At 65.8% G+C, this 16,722-nt stretch carries 13 protein-coding genes; 5 read left to right on the forward strand and 8 right to left on the reverse strand.

The genetic code is table 11. From position 1 onward, the window contains the following. Positions 1–10 precede the first annotated feature (10 nt). Both ACQKQA_RS03595 and ACQKQA_RS03600 read right to left on the reverse strand, forming a co-directional pair. Positions 11–1,330 (reverse strand): MFS transporter, encoded by a 1,320-nt coding sequence (locus ACQKQA_RS03595; RefSeq protein ID WP_427553616.1) that lies wholly within the window; start codon positions 1,328–1,330, stop codon positions 11–13. 43 nt (positions 1,331–1,373) lie between these two features. Further along, positions 1,374–2,147 carry an SDR family NAD(P)-dependent oxidoreductase gene (locus ACQKQA_RS03600; RefSeq protein ID WP_427553618.1) on the reverse strand — a complete coding sequence of 258 codons (774 nt, stop codon included), beginning with the start codon at positions 2,145–2,147 and terminating at the stop codon, positions 1,374–1,376. Between the two features lie 149 nt (positions 2,148–2,296). On the opposite strand from ACQKQA_RS03600, the gene ACQKQA_RS03605 reads away from it, so the two are divergent. Together ACQKQA_RS03605 and ACQKQA_RS03610 are read left to right on the forward strand one after the other, a co-directional pair. After that, on the forward strand, positions 2,297–3,175 hold the full coding sequence (locus tag ACQKQA_RS03605; protein WP_427553620.1) for a LysR family transcriptional regulator: 879 nt from the start codon (positions 2,297–2,299) through the stop codon (positions 3,173–3,175). A 137-nt stretch (positions 3,176–3,312) separates the two neighbouring features. Further along, complete coding sequence (locus tag ACQKQA_RS03610; RefSeq protein WP_427553622.1) at positions 3,313–5,724, forward strand: DUF3772 domain-containing protein; 2,412 nt, start codon at positions 3,313–3,315, stop codon at positions 5,722–5,724. Between the two features lie 70 nt (positions 5,725–5,794). Here the strand turns inward: ACQKQA_RS03610 and ACQKQA_RS03615 are convergent, their stop codons facing one another. The 5 genes from ACQKQA_RS03615 to ACQKQA_RS03635 form a co-directional block, all read right to left on the reverse strand. Then, complete coding sequence (locus tag ACQKQA_RS03615) at positions 5,795–6,751, reverse strand: SdiA-regulated domain-containing protein (RefSeq protein ID WP_427553624.1); 957 nt, start codon at positions 6,749–6,751, stop codon at positions 5,795–5,797. Between the two features lie 83 nt (positions 6,752–6,834). Continuing rightward, positions 6,835–8,298, reverse strand: a complete 1,464-nt coding sequence (locus tag ACQKQA_RS03620) for an ArnT family glycosyltransferase (RefSeq protein ID WP_427553663.1) — start codon at positions 8,296–8,298, stop codon at positions 6,835–6,837. 63 nt (positions 8,299–8,361) lie between these two features. Beyond that, entirely contained in the window at positions 8,362–8,664 is a 303-nt protein-coding gene (locus ACQKQA_RS03625) for a lipid-A-disaccharide synthase N-terminal domain-containing protein (RefSeq protein ID WP_427553626.1), read from the reverse strand. A 1-nt stretch (position 8,665) separates the two neighbouring features. Then, a complete protein-coding gene (locus ACQKQA_RS03630) occupies positions 8,666–9,406 on the reverse strand; it encodes a glycosyltransferase family 2 protein (protein ID WP_427553628.1) in 741 nt (246 codons plus the stop codon). 81 nt (positions 9,407–9,487) lie between these two features. After that, complete coding sequence (locus ACQKQA_RS03635; protein ID WP_427553630.1) at positions 9,488–10,486, reverse strand: NAD-dependent epimerase; 999 nt, start codon at positions 10,484–10,486, stop codon at positions 9,488–9,490. A gap of 393 nt (positions 10,487–10,879) precedes the next feature. Here ACQKQA_RS03635 and ACQKQA_RS03640 point away from each other — a divergent pair, with 393 nt between their 5' ends. Further along, positions 10,880–12,403: a sensor domain-containing diguanylate cyclase gene (locus ACQKQA_RS03640; protein ID WP_427553632.1), complete on the forward strand. Its 1,524-nt coding sequence runs from the start codon at positions 10,880–10,882 to the stop codon at positions 12,401–12,403. Between the two features lie 4 nt (positions 12,404–12,407). Here ACQKQA_RS03640 and ptrR read toward each other — a convergent pair whose 3' ends face one another. Further along, the gene (gene ptrR, locus ACQKQA_RS03645; protein ID WP_427553634.1) at positions 12,408–13,280 is read right to left on the reverse strand and encodes a putrescine utilization regulator PtrR; all 873 of its coding nucleotides are present in this window, start codon (positions 13,278–13,280) and stop codon (positions 12,408–12,410) included. Between the two features lie 102 nt (positions 13,281–13,382). On the opposite strand from ptrR, the gene ACQKQA_RS03650 reads away from it, so the two are divergent. Both ACQKQA_RS03650 and ACQKQA_RS03655 read left to right on the forward strand, forming a co-directional pair. Beyond that, entirely contained in the window at positions 13,383–14,774 is a 1,392-nt protein-coding gene (locus ACQKQA_RS03650; protein ID WP_427553636.1) for an aldehyde dehydrogenase family protein, read from the forward strand. A 311-nt stretch (positions 14,775–15,085) separates the two neighbouring features. Then, positions 15,086–16,612, forward strand: coding sequence for an FAD-dependent oxidoreductase (locus ACQKQA_RS03655; RefSeq protein ID WP_427553638.1), 1,527 nt, complete (start codon positions 15,086–15,088; stop codon positions 16,610–16,612). Positions 16,613–16,722 lie beyond the last annotated feature (110 nt).

Consider the following 16,722-nt stretch of genomic DNA (forward strand, 5'->3'; position numbering starts at 1 on the left):
GTCGCGTAGCTCAGCGCCTGACCTTGACCAACGCCATGAGCAGCGCCGCAGACAACACGCCCAGGGTCATGAACACATAGGCCGCACCGGGATTGCCGGTGAGGCCGATCAGATAGCCCACGACCCAGGAGCCGGCAAAGGCGCCCAGTGCGCCACAGGCGTTGATCAGGCCGATGGCGCCGCCGAAGACGTTGGCCGGCAGCAGTTCCGGAATCAGCGCGAAGAACGGCCCGTAAGGGGCGTAGAGCGTCGCCCCGGCCAGGCTCAGCAAGGCGAACGACAGCCAGAAGTGCGAGGAGCCGAGCAGGTACGAACAGAAGAACGCCAGTGCGCCCACGGTCAGCAGCGGCCAGACGAACTGCTTGCGCTGTTGGTATTTGTCCGAGGCCCAGGCCACCAGGAGCATCAGGCTGACGGCCGCGACATAAGGCACCGCGCTCAGCCAGCCGACCGTGACGATGTCGGCGGCGGCCGCCTGCTTGATGATGGTCGGCAGCCACATGATGAAACCGTAGACGCCGATGCTCCACAGGGCGTGCACGCAACAGAGCTGGATCACCAGCGGGCTGGCGAAGGCCTGGCGATAGTTGCGCACCGCCTGGATGCCCTTCTGCTCATCCACCAGGGTTGCGGCCAGGCGCTGCTTTTCCTCCCGGGTCAACCAGGCGACCTGCGCGGGCCTGTCGCGCACCAGGCGCCACCAGACGAACGCCCACAACACCGCCGGCGCGCCCTCGATGACAAACATCTCGCGCCAGCCCCAGGCGTGGATCAGGTAGCCGGACACCACCGACATCCACAGGACCGTGACCGGGTTGCCCAGCAGCAGGAAGGTATTGGCCCGCGAACGCTCCTGACGGGTGAACCAGTTGCTGATGAGGATCAGCATCGCCGGCATGACGGCGGCCTCGACGATGCCCAGGGATACGCGGATCAGCATCAGCATCGGGATATTGCTCACCAGGCCCGTGAGCATCGCGCAGGCGCCCCACAGGATCAGGCTGTAGAACACCAGTTTGCGCACGCTGTAGCGCTGCGCGTAGATAGCGCCCGGCACCTGGAAGAAAAAGTAGCCGAGAAAGAACAGCGCCCCGATCAGCGAGGAGGTGCCCTTGCCGATGCCCAGGTCCTGTTCGATCCCCGCCGCGCTGGCGAAGCCGTAGTTGGCGCGGTCCAGGTAAGCGAGGCTGTAGGTGATGAAAATCAGCGGCATGAGGTACAGCCAGCGCCGGGAAGCGAAGCCCTCGGCCTTGGCGGCCGGGCCGCTGGTGTGGCGATCCGCGGGGCGGCTATCGCCGCGCGGGTGCAGTTGCTCTTCGAGATGGCTCATGGGGCGTTACCTATTGTTGTTGTTTTCAGGTACGGCGGCGGGGTCAGACGACGCTGGTCAAGCCGCCGTCGACGAACAGGGTTTGACCGTTGATGAAATCGGAGGCCGCCGAGGCCAGGAATACCGCCGCGCCGCACAACTCCTCGACGCGTCCCCAACGCCCCGCGGGGGTGCGCTTGCACAGCCATTGGGAAAACGCCTCGTCGTCGATCAGCGCCCGGTTCATCTCGGTGGCGAAATAGCCCGGGGCCAGGCCATTGGCCTGGATCCCGTGGCGCGCCCATTCGGCGCACATGCCCTGGGTGAGCATCTTCACCGCGCCCTTGGACGCCGCGTAGGGGGCGATGCTCGGCCGGGCCAGTTGGCTCTGCACCGAGCAGATATTGATGATCTTGCCGCGACGCCGGGCAATCATGTGCCGGGCCACGGCCTGGGACACATGGAACACCCCGTCCAGGTTGACCCGCATCAGGGCGTGCCAATCGTCGGCGGCGAAGGTCTCCAACGGCGCGCGGCGCTGGATACCGGCATTGTTCACCAGGATGTCGATGGCCCCGGTCCGCGTCTCGAAGGTGTCTATGGCGTCGAACAGCCCGGCGCGATCGGTCACGTCGAACACCGCAATCTCCGTGCCGATCCCCTCGTCGCGCAATTGCCGGGCGATGGCCTGGGCCTTGTCCCTATTGCGATCGTTGATCACCACTCTGGCGCCAGCGGCCCCCAGGCCCCGGGCCAGTTCCAGGCCAATGCCCTTGCCTGAGCCCGTGACCAGGGCTCTTCTTCCCTCAAGCTGGAAACAACCGGGATTGAATGACATGCTTTCCTCCGCACAATGGCCGCTGTTGTCGTATCGGCCTTGCCCGGCACTTCACCGCAGGCTGCCGAGACTGTCCAATCGTCATTGCTGATCTGGTGATCAATTCCCGTGATCATGGAATCCAGCCGTTTTCGCCCCGGAGCTGTCCGATGGAAATCAAACATCTGCGTTCGTTCGTGACCCTGGCGCAAGAGCTACATTTCGGCCGCGCGGCCCAGCGCCTGGCCATTGTCCAGCCGGCGTTGAGCATGCAGATCAAGCTGCTGGAAGATGAGCTGGGCGTGCGCCTGTTCGAACGCAACCGCCACTCGGTGGCGCTGACGGAAGTCGGCGAGATCTTCCTACCCGAGGCCCGCGCGACCCTGCACCAGGCGGCCCACGCGATGGATGTGGCCAGGGCCTCGGGGCGCGGAGAAATCGGCCGCGTGCGCCTGGGGTTCGTCTCCTCGGTGCTGCCGGAGTTCCTGCCGGCGCTGATCCGCGCCATGCACGAACGCTTTCCGCGCATCGAGCTGGAGCTCAAGGACATGCCGGGGCCGGACCAGGCCGCGGCGCTGAAGAACGGCCAGCTGGATTTCGGCCTGATGCGCCTGCCGGCGGTGCTCCCTGGCATCCACACCCGCGAGGTGCTGCAGGAAAGCTTTCTGGTCGCCCTGCCGAGCGACCATCCGCTGGCCGCGCAAGCGACCCTGGCGCCAGCGGCGCTGGCCCGGCTGCCGGTGTTCATTCTCGCCAGGCGTTATGCGCCGGGCTTTCACGACCAACTGATGCAGGTGCTGGACAGCCATGGCACGCAGTTGGAGATCGCCGCGGAACTGGGGGAATTCACCACCATGCTCGCGCTGGTGTCCGCCGGCCTTGGCGTCGGCCTGCTGCCAGCCCATGCCGGACGCGCCCTGCCCGCCAATGTCAGCGCCCGCCCCCTGGAACTGGGGAGCTATCGGGCAACCACCGGCCTGGCCTGGACCGATCTGGACAATGCCCTGAAAAATACCGTGTTCGGCCTGATCGGCGAGGTGCTCGGTTGAGCCGGCGAGGCTTTGGCGCCCTGGCCAGAAGCCGGGCGCCACAGGCTTCCCCGGGCGCTGCCGACGGGGAATTTCTGTGCCCGCGCAGCGGTCTATGCTCGTCAGGGCGGGTGAAAACGCAAAAGAGGAAACGACAGATGCGGCGAGTGAGACAGAACCGCTGGGCTATAGGGCTGTTCGCCCTGCTGCTGTGTATCGCATTGCCAACCTTCGCTGCGCCCCAGACACCCGGGCCGCAGCCGCTGGGCCGCAACCAGCTGCCGCTGCTGGCCGAGGGCGCCACCCTGGAGCAGCTCAACGACCGGCTCGCGCTGATCCGCCAGAGCGTGTCGGCCAACCCCAACGACGACCTGCTCGCCGACCTGCGCCAGGCCGCGCTGCAGGTACAGAAACAGGCCGATGCCCTGATCGCGCTGCAGGCCGTCGATATCGAGCGCCTGGACGACCAGCTCAAGGTCCTGGGGCCGACCAAGCCCGACGAGGCGGCGAGCCTGAGCGAGCAGCGCCAGGCCCTGACCGCGAAGAAGGACGGGCTGCTCGACGAAGAACGCCAGACCAGCCTGCTCAGCCAGACCGGCCGCGACCTGGCCGCGCAAATCATCAACCTGCGGCGCAGCCTGTTCAATTCGCAGATCAGCACCCGCTCGGCGAGCCCCTTGAGCCCGGCCTTCTGGTCCACCCTGGTCCGCCCCACCGACGACGACCTGGGGCGCCTGAACAGCCTGAAACAGGAAATCCTCAGCGCTTTCGAAACGGCGCTGGCCCCCGGCGATCGCGGGCTGTTCATTGCCACGCTGATCCTTGCCGCGCTGATCTGGTTCGGCGGCCGGCGCCTGCTGGAACGCCTGCTGATCGGCTCGATGATCCGCTGGTTCCCCGAAGGCCGCCTGCGCCGCAGCACCCTGGCGCTGGGCGTCGGGCTGGCGACCATCCTCACCATCAATGTCGCTGCCTCGCTGGTGCGCTGGGGCCTGGTCAACAGCACCGTGCTCAGCACCAGCGTGCTCGACCTGTTCGAGCAGTGGCTGACGCTGCTGATTTTCTGCTCCTTCGTACTGGGCCTGGGCCGGGCCATGCTGATGCTACGGCGTCCGTCCTGGCGCTTGCCGCCGATTCCCGACCCGATCGCCACGGCCCTCGGGCCGTTCCCGGTGATCCTGGCCCTGGCGTTGCTGTTCCTCGCCGGCGAAGAGCGGATCAACAGCGTGATCGCCAGCAGCCTGGCCCTGACCGTGGCCGCCAACGGCCTGACAGCGCTGGTCACGGCGTTGATCTTTTTCCTCGCCCTGGTGCGTTATCGCCGCACCCGACGCCGCCACGAGCTGGAACAGCCCGGCGGCATCGCCGGGCTGCTGCCCTTCTTTCTCTCGGTCTGGGTCGCGGCGATCCTGCTCGCGCTGCTCAGCGGCTACCTGACCCTGGCCTATTTCCTCACCGTGAAGCTGCTGTGGGTCAGCGTGATCACCACCAGCGCCTACCTGCTGATCGCCTGGTTCGGCGACATGTGCGAAACCCTGCTCTCGCCCAAGCATCCCGGCGGGCTGGCGCTGGCGTCGGCCCTGGGCCTGTCGCCCCGGCACCAGGCCCAGGCCGCCACGGTGCTGGCGGGGATCGGCAAGACCCTGTTGCTGTGCCTGGCGCTGCTGCTGGTTTTCACCCCCTCCGGGTCCAGTCCGGCGGAACTGCTCGAGGGCCTCAGCCAGCTGGATGTCAGCGGCCGCTCGCTGGGCAACCTGAACATCGTGCCCCAGGACATGCTCCTGGCCATGGCGCTGCTGGTCGGCGGCATGTTCGCCGTGCGCATTCTCAAGCGCTGGCTGAGCGAGCGGCTGCTGCCGGAAACCACCATGGACGCCGGCATGCGCGCCTCCCTGGTGACCCTGGTGGGCTACATCGGCTTCGTCCTGCTGGTGATCGTGGTGATGTCCATCCTGCGCATCAACCTGACCAGCCTGACCTGGGTAGTCAGCGCCCTGTCGGTGGGTATCGGCTTCGGCTTGCAGGCCATCGTGCAGAACTTCATTTCCGGGCTGATCCTGCTCACCGAACGGCCGGTGAAGGTGGGCGACTGGGTCAGCCTCGGCGGCGTCGAGGGCGATATCCGGCGGATCAATGTGCGAGCCACGGAAATCCAGATGTCCGACCGCTCCACGGTGATAGTGCCCAACTCGCAGTTCATCTCGCAGAACGTGCGCAACGTGACCATGGACAATGCCCTGGGCGTGGTCGGCATACCCCTCACCCTGCCCCTGGAGACCGATGTGCTGCAGGTCCGCGAACTGTTGCTGCAAGCCTATGCCGAGCATGAAGCGATCCTCGAGACACCGGCGCCTTCGGTGTCGTTCAAGGACCTGACCAGCAACGGCCTGATCATCAGCGTCAGCGGCTACGTGGGCAGCCCGCGCTCGGTCTCCGGCACCCGCAGCGACCTGCTGTTCACCATCCTCGGGCGCCTGCGCGAAGTGGGCATCGCCCTGTCGTCGCCGCAGAACCTGGTGCTGGTCAACGACAGCCAGGACAAGGCCGCGGGCGAGTCGCCGGCCCCCTGAACACAACACCGCCGCAAGAGCATGCTCCTGCGGCGGCTTTCATTCAGGCCGGGTCCCCTGCCCGGCGCTTTCACTGCTTCCGGAAGAGGTAGAACAGGTTCGGTTCGCTGACGACATAGAGGTTGCCGTCGTTGTCCATGGTCAGGCCCTCGGCCCCGTAGGTGCTTTCCTTCAGGTCGCTGAAACGCCCGAGCAGGGTGCGGAAGCTGACCATCTCGCCCTTGTCGCTCAGTTCGACCATCAAGGCGGATTCCTGGCTGAGCATCACCAGGTGCCCGGTCTTGGGGTCGTAATACAGGTCGGAGATGTCCTTGCCGAAGAAACTACGGTCGACCCAGGCCGTGAGATCGAGCACCTTGATCTGCAACTTGCCCTCCAGGCTCTTTTTCACGCCCGAGATTTCGTACAGCTGGCGCGGGTCCCGCTCCTTGGTGACGAACAAGCGATCGTTGGCGGCATCGTAGGTCACGCCCTCGAACCCCTTGTTGTGCTGGCTCAGGTTGATGCCCAGGGCCAGGAACTGGGTGTCCTTGGCATCGATGACGGTGCCCGGACGTTCGGGGAATTTGAAGAAGCCCAGCTGTTGGAAGTTCTCGTCGGCGACGGCCATCCATCCGTCGCCCATGTAGGTCAGGCCCTCGGGGTCGTCGAAGCCCTGCAGCGGGTAGCGCTCGAGGATCTCTCCGCTCTTGCTCAGCGCCACGATCATGTACGGCGCCGCATTGGTCATGGCCAGCAGCCGGTCCTGGTCGTAGTCGTAGGTAATGGCCGATAGATCGTCCTCGATGCCCACCACTGGCTTGGCGTCGATCACGACCTTGTAGTCCGGGAGCCAGATGCTTTTGCCGACCCAGCGGGCGGCGTCGAGTTGGCTCACGACATAGAAGTAGAGCCGGTCATGCCAGTGGAACTTGACCACGGCAACGCTCGAGAGCACGGCGCCGATCAAGACCACGGACCACAAGACAGTACGCAGCCAATGGCGGGAGCGGCGCTTGACCTGGGGGAGCTTTACGGCTGTGTTCATGGAACCTTCCTTGTTATGGACGGGCAGTCCTTGCCCCGATTTCCGGTTGAGAGGCAGGCGAGGCACAGGCCTCGCTGCCGGCTTCAAATACGCGGCCGTTGCCACGCAAAGCGATAAGGTTCGGACGCCGGGCTGTCATGGCATTGGCCGTTGTCGGCAGCGGCCTGTACCAGGAACCACTCCCCGTCGGCGTCGGTGTCGACTTTTCTCGCCTTGTCGGGCTTGAAGCATCGCGCCAGTTCACCGGCTTGAATCAGGGCGAAGGCCGTCGGGTGGCTTCGCAGCCAGGTAGCGGCCCGCTGCGTCTGGTTGGGCGCATCCATGCCGAAATGGGCGATGGGCTGGAGGGCGAACAACCATTGGCCTTCGCGCCAATGGGTCAGCATCAGTTCGGCGCCCTGGGTCAGGCCGGCCACTTCGGACATGAGCATCTGGCGCTCGTTGGCTTTTTCCTTGATCGGCTCGATGAAGCCCCGGGCGAACCAGGCGACGAACCAGAACACCGCCAGGCCAACGAAGACCTTGCGTGCCCGGGGGCGCTGGCCGAACCAGCGGCGCAGCAGCCAGGGCACCAGTGGCGCCATCGCCAGCGCCAGGCCCGGCAAAGCGGGAAAAATGTAGAGCTTGCGTTTGCCGCTGCTCAGGGTGAAGAACAGCAGGATCAGCGCGACCCAGCCCAGCAGCACCAGGAGCCGGCCATCGCGCTTGCCCAGCTGGCGCCGCCAGGCGGGAACCAGCCAGGGCAAGGCCAGTATCAGCGGCAGCCAGTACTTGGGAATGACCTTGAGAAAGAAGTACCAGAACGGTTCCTGATGGTGCCAGGCATTGGCATAACGCTGCGCGGTCTGGCGCAGCAGGATTTCGCTGACGTAGGCGCGACTGGCGTTGTCGCCGTAAAGGATCACCTGCAGCAACAGCGGCAGCAGCCACAGCGCGATGGCGGCCAGGGCCACCACCAGGCCCAGCAGCCAGGCGCGCCACTGTCCCGGCATGGACACCACGCCCGACCAGCCCTTGCGGGCGGCATAGGCATAAGGAATCAGCATCAGCGCCGGCAGGAAGCCCACGCCCTTGCTGATGATGCCCAGCCCCATCGCCGCGCAGGCGACATAGAACCAGCCCCAGGCCGGCCCCAGCAGCAGGTGCCGGACCATGCCGTACAGGCCGAGGATGATCCACAGGCACAGGAAGCCGTCTATCTGCCCGGCCCGCAATATGCTGTAGGTCTGGTAGGTCGCCAGGAACAGCAGGCTGGCGATCACCCCGATGCGCCGGTTCCACAGGCGCTTGCCGAGGTCGTAGAGACAACCCGTGGTGACCACCCCGGCGATGAGCGCGGGCAGGAACAGGGCCAGGGTCGGCGAGCCGGTAAGGCGTGCGAACAAGGCAATCGTCCACATGAACAGCGGTGGCTTGTCGGGGTAGATTTCCGCTGCGCGGTGCGGGATCAGCCAGTCGCCGTTCTGCAGCATCTCCAGGGCGACGCCGAGAAACCGTTCCTCGTCGACGTTACCCGGCTGGCGCAGGCCGATCCCGGCGCCCACCATGAGCGCCGCCAGCAACAACAGCAAAAACAGTTCGATACGGGGGGAATGGGTCAGTCGCACGTTTCAGCCCTTCTGGTCCTTGAGGGTGGGTTCTTCATGCCTTGTGTCCTTGCTGCGGGCGATCAGTTGCAGGTTGCGCAGGTAGACGATGAAGCCAAAGGACTGGCCGATGATGAAGACCGGGTCCTGGCGGTAGATCGCGTACGCCAGCAGCAAGGCGCTGCCCACCAGGCTCAGGTACCAGAAACCCACGGGTATCAGGCTGCGTTTCTTGTATTCGCTGTACAGCCATTGCAGGGCAAAGCGGCCGGTGAACACCAGTTGCCCGGTGAAGCCGACGATCAGCCATAAGGTTTCCTTGCCCATTTCAGTCCCCCAGTTCGCAAGGCGAGGTCTCGAAACGTGTGCGCCGGATCAGCCACCAGACGCCGACCAGATCGAGGATGCCGACCAGGGCGCGGTCGAGGTTTCCGTACTTGGAGACGCCTGCGCCCCGTGGCCTGTGGTTGACCGGGTGCACCCGCATGCGGCCCCGGTGGCGCTGGATCAGGGCCGGAATGAAGCGATGCATGTGATCGAAGTAAGGCAAGCGCAGGAAAGCCTCGCGCTCGATCAGCTTCAGGCCGCAGCCGGTGTCCGGGGTGCGGTCCTTGAGCAGGTGGCCACGCAGCTTATTGGCGAAGCGCGAGGCCCAGCGCTTGCTGGCGGTGTCGCGCCGGTTCACCCGATGGCCGGCGATCAATTTGAGGTCGCCTGGGCAATGGGGCCCGCGGACGATGGCGAGCATGCCGGGAATATCCGCCGGATCGTTCTGCCCGTCGCCGTCGAGGGTCGCCAGCCAGGTGCCTTGGGCGGCTTGGGCGGCGTGATAGATCGACGTGCTCTGGCCCAGTGAACGGTCATGGCTGAGGATGCGCAGCTGCCAATAGCCGGACTGCTTCAGCGCCAACAGCCTTGCCGCACTGTCGTCGGTACTGCCGTCGTCGACCACTATCACTTCGAAGGATTCGCCGTGCAGCGCCTGGCGAACCTCCTGCAGCAGGTCGGGGAGGTTTTGCGCTTCGTTCTTGGCCGGAATCAGCACCGACAGGTAGGGGGTATTCGACATGATGGATTCACTGACAGATTGATTTTCTAGTGATGCGGCAATGAGCGGTCTCATTGCCGTGTTCGGCTATGGCCGGGCGGGTCATACCCGGTAGTAGTCCCGGTACCAGTCGACGAAATGCCGGGCGCCGACGCTCAGCGGCGTACTGGGCTGGAAGTTCACCCGCCTGGCAAAGTCGCCGACGTCCGCCCAGGTCTGCAGCACATCGCCCGGCTGCAGGGGCAAGTAGTGCTTGATCGCCTCGACACCGGTCGCCGCCTCGATGCAACCGACGAAGTCCAGCAGCCGGACCGGCGAGCCCAGGCCGATGTTGTAGAGCCTGGCCGGAGCCGCGGAGGCGCCCTGCCCGCTCGCCGGGCGCTCGTCGGGGTCGGGCGGACAGTCCTGGATGCGCACGATGCCTTCCACCACATCGTCGATATAGGTGAAGTCCCGCGACATATCGCCGTTGTTGTAGATGTCGATCGGCTGGCCATCGAGGATCGCCTTGGTGAACTTGAACGGCGCCATGTCCGGCCGGCCCCAGGGGCCGTACACGGTGAAAAAGCGCAGCCCGGTGCTCGGCAGGCCGTACAGGTGGGCGTAGGTATGGGCCATGAGTTCATTGGCGCGCTTGGTCGCGGCATAGAGCGAGATGGGCTGGTCGAGAGTCTCCGTGGTGGAGAACGGCAGCTTGCTGTTCATGCCGTACACCGAACTGCTGGAGGCATAGACCAGGTGGCCCACGGCGCCGTGCCGGCAGCCTTCGAGCAGGTTCACGAAGCCGGTCAGGTTGGAGTCCGCGTAGGCATCGGGCCGTTCCAGGGAATAGCGGACCCCGGCCTGGGCGGCCAGGTGGATCACCCGCTCGAACCGCTGCCCCTCGAATAGCGTCCGCATGCCCTGCCGGTCGGCGATGTCGAGTTTTTCGAAGGTGAAGTTGTGGTGTCGTTGCAACTGCGCGAGGCGCGCCCGCTTGAGATCGACACTGTAGTAATCGTTCAGGTTGTCGACCCCGATCACCTCATACCCGGCCTGGCAGAGCCGGGTCGCCGTATGGAAGCCGATAAAACCTGCCGCGCCGGTGATCAGGATCCTCATGCCCCAACCACCCCCGCAACAGGGTGTTCTATGGTCGCAGGATGACTCGGAACCAAAGGCTCGAGGCCAGTTCCCAAAAGAGTGAGCTTCATACTTCGTTCCTTGAAGAATATGCACGTTGTCCAGGATGCTGTTGCCCAGCTCTACTCTGTGATGCGCCTGACTCCCTGCTAAGCGCCACATTGCCGATCTGCGCCGGCAAATCAACGGTAGCAGGGAATCGCGGATAGTCGATTTTTTGCCTGTCTATCTCCCGCCAGCGCCGGGCTTCATGGGCTTTTGCCCTGCTGCGGGAACACCGCGGCTGATATTCTGGCTACCCTTAACCCGGATCACAGCTGTCGCGAAGGCCCGCGGCAACCCGGTCTCCTCTTCTGCCAGGCAAGGATCACCATGGACGGCAACATCGACAACATCGCCGAGGACAACGCCCTGGAGTCAAGGCGACTGCCCATCCTGGGGGTCACCATTGCCTTCTTGATGGTGGTCGCGGTGTCGATTCTCGGCATCTACGGCCTGCAGGTCGCCAGCAGCAAGGCCCATGAGCTGGAGCAGGCCCGGCTGGTCTCGGGCAACCTGGCCCTGTCCATCGCGCAACAGGCCACCGATACCTTCGACGAAGCCAACCTGATCCTCGAAGAGCTGATCGAACGCCTCGACGACCTGTCGCCCGAGGCCCTGGAAAAAACCCAGAAACTGATGAAAAAGCGCGTGGCCGCCACCGAACAGTTGCACGGCCTGTTCTTCTACGACCGGCAAGGCAACTGGGTGCTCACCTCGTTCGACTACAAGCCGCCCAAGGCGAACAACTCGGACCGCGACTACTTCAAGTTCCACCAGGAGAATGCGACCCTGGCCCCCAGGGTCGGGGAGGCCCTGCAGAGCAAGACCACCGGCGACTGGGTGATCCCGTTCTCGCGCCGGGTCAACGACGCCGATGGCAACTTCAAGGGCGTGGTGCTGGCGACCATCAAGCTGGCCTACTTCGACACCTTCTTCGACCGTTTCAGCATCGACGACAAGGGCGCGATCTTTCTCGCCCTGCCCCAGGGCACGATCATCGCCAGGCGGCCGTTCGATGAAAAGCTCATCGGCGCCTCCCTGGCCCGGGGCGAAATCTTTTCCGTGCACATACCGCGCGCCCCCGCCGACACGGTCATGGTCAAGTCGATCATCGACGGCGTCGACCGCCTGTTCGGCTACCAGGTGCTGCACAAGTACCCGCTGGTGGTGGCTGCCGCCAACTCCCGCGAATCCATCCTGAGCCGCTGGCGCGCCGACACCTACCAGTTGACCGCCATGATCGCCGTGGTGCTGCTGATCAACCTGATGATCGGCATTCTGCTGTTCAAGCAAGTGCGCAAGGGCCTTTTGGTGGAAGGCCACTTGAAGAAAGCCCGCGCAGAGCTGCAGACCCTGGTCCTGCAGGACGGCCTGACCGGTCTCGCCAACCGCCGGCACCTGGAGCGCAACCTGGAGCTGGAATGGCGCCGGGCGGCCCGGCAGCGCTCGTCGATCAGCCTGATCATGCTCGACATCGACCACTTCAAGACCTTCAACGACCGCTATGGCCATGTGGCAGGCGACCATTGCATCTGCGCCGTGGCCCAGGCCATCAAGCAATCCGTGCACCGGCCTTCGGACCTGGCGGTGCGCTACGGCGGCGAAGAGTTCGCGATCCTGCTACCGGACACCGAACCCGGCGGTGCCTACGTGCTGGCCGAGAACATCCGCCTGGCGGTGCAGGCCCTGGCGATCGACCATGCCGAGAACGCCGGTGGCGTCGTCACCATCAGCCTCGGTGTCTACACCTGCGTGCCCGCCTCCTCCGACTTCAACACCCTGCTGACACGGGCCGACTCGGCGCTGTACATGGCCAAGCGCAGTGGGCGCAATCAGACGGTGCCCAGTTCCTAGACAGTCAACCCTGCACCGCCCCGCGCTCCTCAAGCAGCCGCACGAAGTGGGTCAGGCTGCGCGACACCGTGCCCCTGCGCCAGATCAGCCAGGTCTGCAGGAAGCGGAACGGCTGCGCCAGGCGCCAGATGCTCACAGTGCCGCAACCGGGCATGCTTTCGAGCATGCTGCGGGGCATCAGCGCCAGGCCGGCGCCGGCGCTGACACAGGCGAGCATGCCGTGGTAGGACTCCATTTCGTGGATCTTGCCCGGCACCGCGCCGTCCTCGCTGAACCAGCGCTCGAAGTGATGGCGGTAGGAGCAGTTGGCGCGAAAGGCATAGATGCTCTCGCCGCTGACGTCGAGCCCGCGGCTGATCGCGGCATGTCCCAGGGGCGCGATGATCACCATCTCTTCATCGAACACCGGCACCCCTTCCAGGCTCGGGTGCGGCACCGGGCCGTCGACGAACGCGGCCGTCAGGCGCCCGGACAGCACACCGTCGATCATGGTCCCGGAGGGCCCGGTGGAGAGGTCCAGCTCGACCTTGACGTGCTTCTGGTTGTAGGCCGCCAGCAATGCCGGGATCCGCACCGCTGCCGTGCTCTCCAGGGAGCCCAGGGAAAACGGGCCCTGGGGCTCCTCCCCGGCCACCGTCAGCCGCGCTTCCTGGACCAGGTCGAGAATGCGCCGGGCGTAGTCGAGAAAACTCCAGCCCGCCGGCGACAGGCGCAAGCGGCTTTTCTCGCGGATGAACAGTTCCACCCCCAGGTCCTGCTCCAGCTGCTTGATCCGCGTGGTCAGGTTGGAGGGCACCCGGTGGATGAGTTGCGCCGCCGCGCTGATGCTGCCTTGCTCGGCGACCGCCTTGAATATTTCCAGCTGGACCAGATCCAAGTCATTCTCCAAACGTGAAAGATATGCTCTTTATTATTCAGTTTTCATAAGCCATGCACCAGCCTAACCTGCGGCCATTCCCCAGCCCCACAGGACGCTGCCATGACTACGGTTTCCAGCCAGACCCACGCCATTTCCACCAACCCGGCCACCGGCGAGCAGATCGCCCATTACCCCTACGAATCCGCCGAGGTGCTGGACGCCGCCCTCGCCCGGGCCGCCGGCGCCTTCGCCCGGTGGCGCCGCACCAGCCTGGAACAGCGCACGACGCTGCTGCTGGCGTTGGCCAAGGCCCTGCGCGACAACGCCGAAACCATGGCCCGCACCATCACCCTGGAAATGGGCAAGCCGATCGCCCAGGCCCGCGGCGAAATCGACAAATGCGCCCAGCTCTGCGAATGGTACGCCGCCGAAGGCCCGGCCATGCTTGCCCCCGAGCCGGCTCCGGTGCCGAACGGCAAGGCGCGCATCGAATACCGGCCGCTGGGCCCGATCCTCGCGGTGATGCCGTGGAACTTCCCGATCTGGCAGGTGCTGCGTGGCGCGGTGCCGACCCTGCTCGCCGGCAATACCTATGTACTCAAGCATGCGCCGAACGTCATGGGCAGCGCCTACCTGTTACTGGAAGCCTTCCAGCGCGCCGGGTTCCCCCAGGGGGTGTTCGAGGTGATCAACGTCACCCCGGACGGCGTTTCCACAGCCATCGCCGACCCGCGGATCGCCGCCGTGACCCTCACCGGCAGCGTGCGCGCCGGGATGGCCATCGGCGCCCAGGCCGGCGCGGCCCTGAAGAAATGCGTGCTGGAGCTGGGCGGTTCCGACCCCTTTATCGTGCTCGACGACGCCGACCTGGACGCCGCCGTGCAGGCCGCGGTGATCGGGCGCTACCAGAACACCGGGCAGGTCTGCGCCGCCGCCAAGCGCCTGATCGTCGAGCAAGGGGTGGTCGAAGCCTTCACCGAGAAGTTCGTCGCCGCCACCCGCCAACTGCGGGTCGGCGACCCGCTGGCCAACGACACCTACATCGGCCCCATGGCCCGCTTCGACCTGCGCGACGAGCTGGACCAGCAAGTGCAGGCCACCCTGGGCGAAGGCGCGACCCTGTTGCTCGGCGGCGCCAAGGCCGAGGGCCCGGGCAACTTCTACCAGCCCACGGTGCTGGCCGGGGTCACCGACCGGATGACCTCGTTCCAGCAGGAACTGTTCGGCCCCGTGGCCTCGATCATCACCGCGAAAGATGCTCGGCACGCCCTGGAACTGGCCAACGACAGCGAGTTCGGCCTGGCCTCGACCCTCTACACCCGCGATGTCGAGCTGGCCGAGCGCCTGACCGCCGAGCTGGACACCGGCGGCGTGTTCATCAACGGCTACTGCGCCAGCGATCCCCGGGTCACCTTCGGCGGCGTGAAGAAAAGCGGTTTCGGCCGCGAACTGTCGCACTTCGGCGTGCGCGAGTTCTGCAACGCGCAGACGGTGTGGCTGGATCGCAACTGATCCGCGCCAGAAAAAGGGGAGCCCGCCGGCTCCCCTTTTTTTGCCTGTTCGCCAGCGGTTGCTCGCTCCACACGTCGAACGATGCCTGACGTGCCCGAAGCTGAATGGCCAGACATGACCGGCCATCGGAACGCAGCCTTCGGCCCGGCGCCCCAGGGTCCACACTTGATTCAGCGACTCCGGGCATTCTGGACGAACGCCGACCGAAGCCGCCTGGCCGGGCGCCGTTGCGTCTTCGAGCAGCAGGCCCCGGCCCCGCCCGACGCTCCTGGAAGGATGGCCAGGGGCGTTGAACGTGCAGGAGAACAGCGATGACCTTTTATGTCGTGGCACGCCTCGAGCAGTTGCCCGAAGACCGCGGCACCCGGGTGCAGATCGGCGACGAAGCCGTGCTGCTGATTCGCAGCGGCAACCAGGTCCTGGCCTACCAGGCCGATTGCCCCCATGCCGGCGCGCCGCTGGAACAGGGCGTGGTGTCCCTGGGACAACTGATCTGCCCCTGGCACAAGGGCGCCTTTGCCTGCGACAGTGGACAACCCTGCCAGCCGCCGCCCCTGGCCAGCCTCAAGCGCTACCGGGTGGACATCCGCCACGACCGGGTGTGGGTCGCCGACGAGCCCATGCCGGACGCCGCCGTGCCACGGGTGGCCGAACCGCAGCGAATCGTGGTGATCGGTGGTGGCGCCGCCGGCGCGGCGGCGGTGGCCACCTTGCGCGCCAAAGGCGTCAGTCTGACCTGGATCGACAAACAGGCACAACCCGCCTATGACCGCACCGCCCTGAGCAAATACGTGCTGGCCGGCGAGATGCCACCGGACGAAGTGCCCGACCTGCTCGACCAGGGGTTCTATCGCCACGCCGCGGTACGGCTGCTGCACGCCGAGGTTCGCAGCCTCGATCCGCTCCGGCGGCAGATCCATCTGGCGGACGGCCAACGCCTGGACTACGACGCCGCGCTCCTGGCCACCGGCGCCGAACCGCGCCGGCCGGCCATCGACGGCGCGGACCTGCCGGGGGTGTTCGTGCTGCGCTCGCGGGAGGATGCCGCGCGCCTGTTCGCCCAGGCGCTGCCGGGCAAGCGCGTAGCCATAGTCGGCGACAGCTTCATCGGCCTGGAGGTCGCCTCGTCCCTGCGCAAGCGCGGGCTGATGGTGCACCTGATCGGCCGCCACCAGGTGCCGCTGCAGAAGCAGCTGGGCGAACGCATCGGGCGCGCCATCCGCGCCCTGCATGAACAGCACGGGGTGATCTATTACCCCGGCTGCGAAGCCCGGGCCCTGGTCGGCGAGGACCAGGTGCAACAAGTGGTCCTGGACAACGACCAGCGCATCGCCGTCGACCTGGTGCTGTTCGGCACCGGCGTGCGCCCTGCCACCGCCTTCGTCGAAGGCCTGGAACGCGCCGCAGACGGCTCGCTCAAGGCCGACGCCAGCCTGGAGGTGGCCGAGGGTTTGTGGGCGGCGGGCGATGTGGTGAGTTTCCCCGGCGACAGCGGCTTGCAGCGCATCGAGCACTGGCGGGTGGCCCAGCAACAGGGCCGGCTCGCTGCGCGCAACCTGCTTGGCGAACGGCTGCGTTTCAACGAGGTGCCGTTCTTCTGGACCTATTTCTACGACCAGACCTTCGAGGTGCTCGGCCATGCCCGGCAATGGGACCGGATCGTCTTCGAGGGCGAGCCGGAGCAGTACCGCTTTATCGCCCTGTTCTGCGTCGGCGAACGGCTGGAGGCGGTGGTTGCCTGCGAATACCCGCGGGCCATGGCGCTGCTGTCGCAGCGCATGCGGCAACCGTTGTCATGGGACGAGGCGCTGGAGTTGATCCATGCCACGCCGGAGTGAAGCAATGGCCAGCCCATCGTAAGCGGAGTGCCTGATGCGGCGGGGTTGCCTGGGGTTGCGACGGCTGCGCCGCCGATCGCAGCCTCGCTGTCGCTCGGCAGCGGCTACAG

It is taken from the genome of Pseudomonas sp. NPDC089530, from assembly GCF_050280705.1.
Lineage (GTDB): Bacteria > Pseudomonadota > Gammaproteobacteria > Pseudomonadales > Pseudomonadaceae > Aquipseudomonas.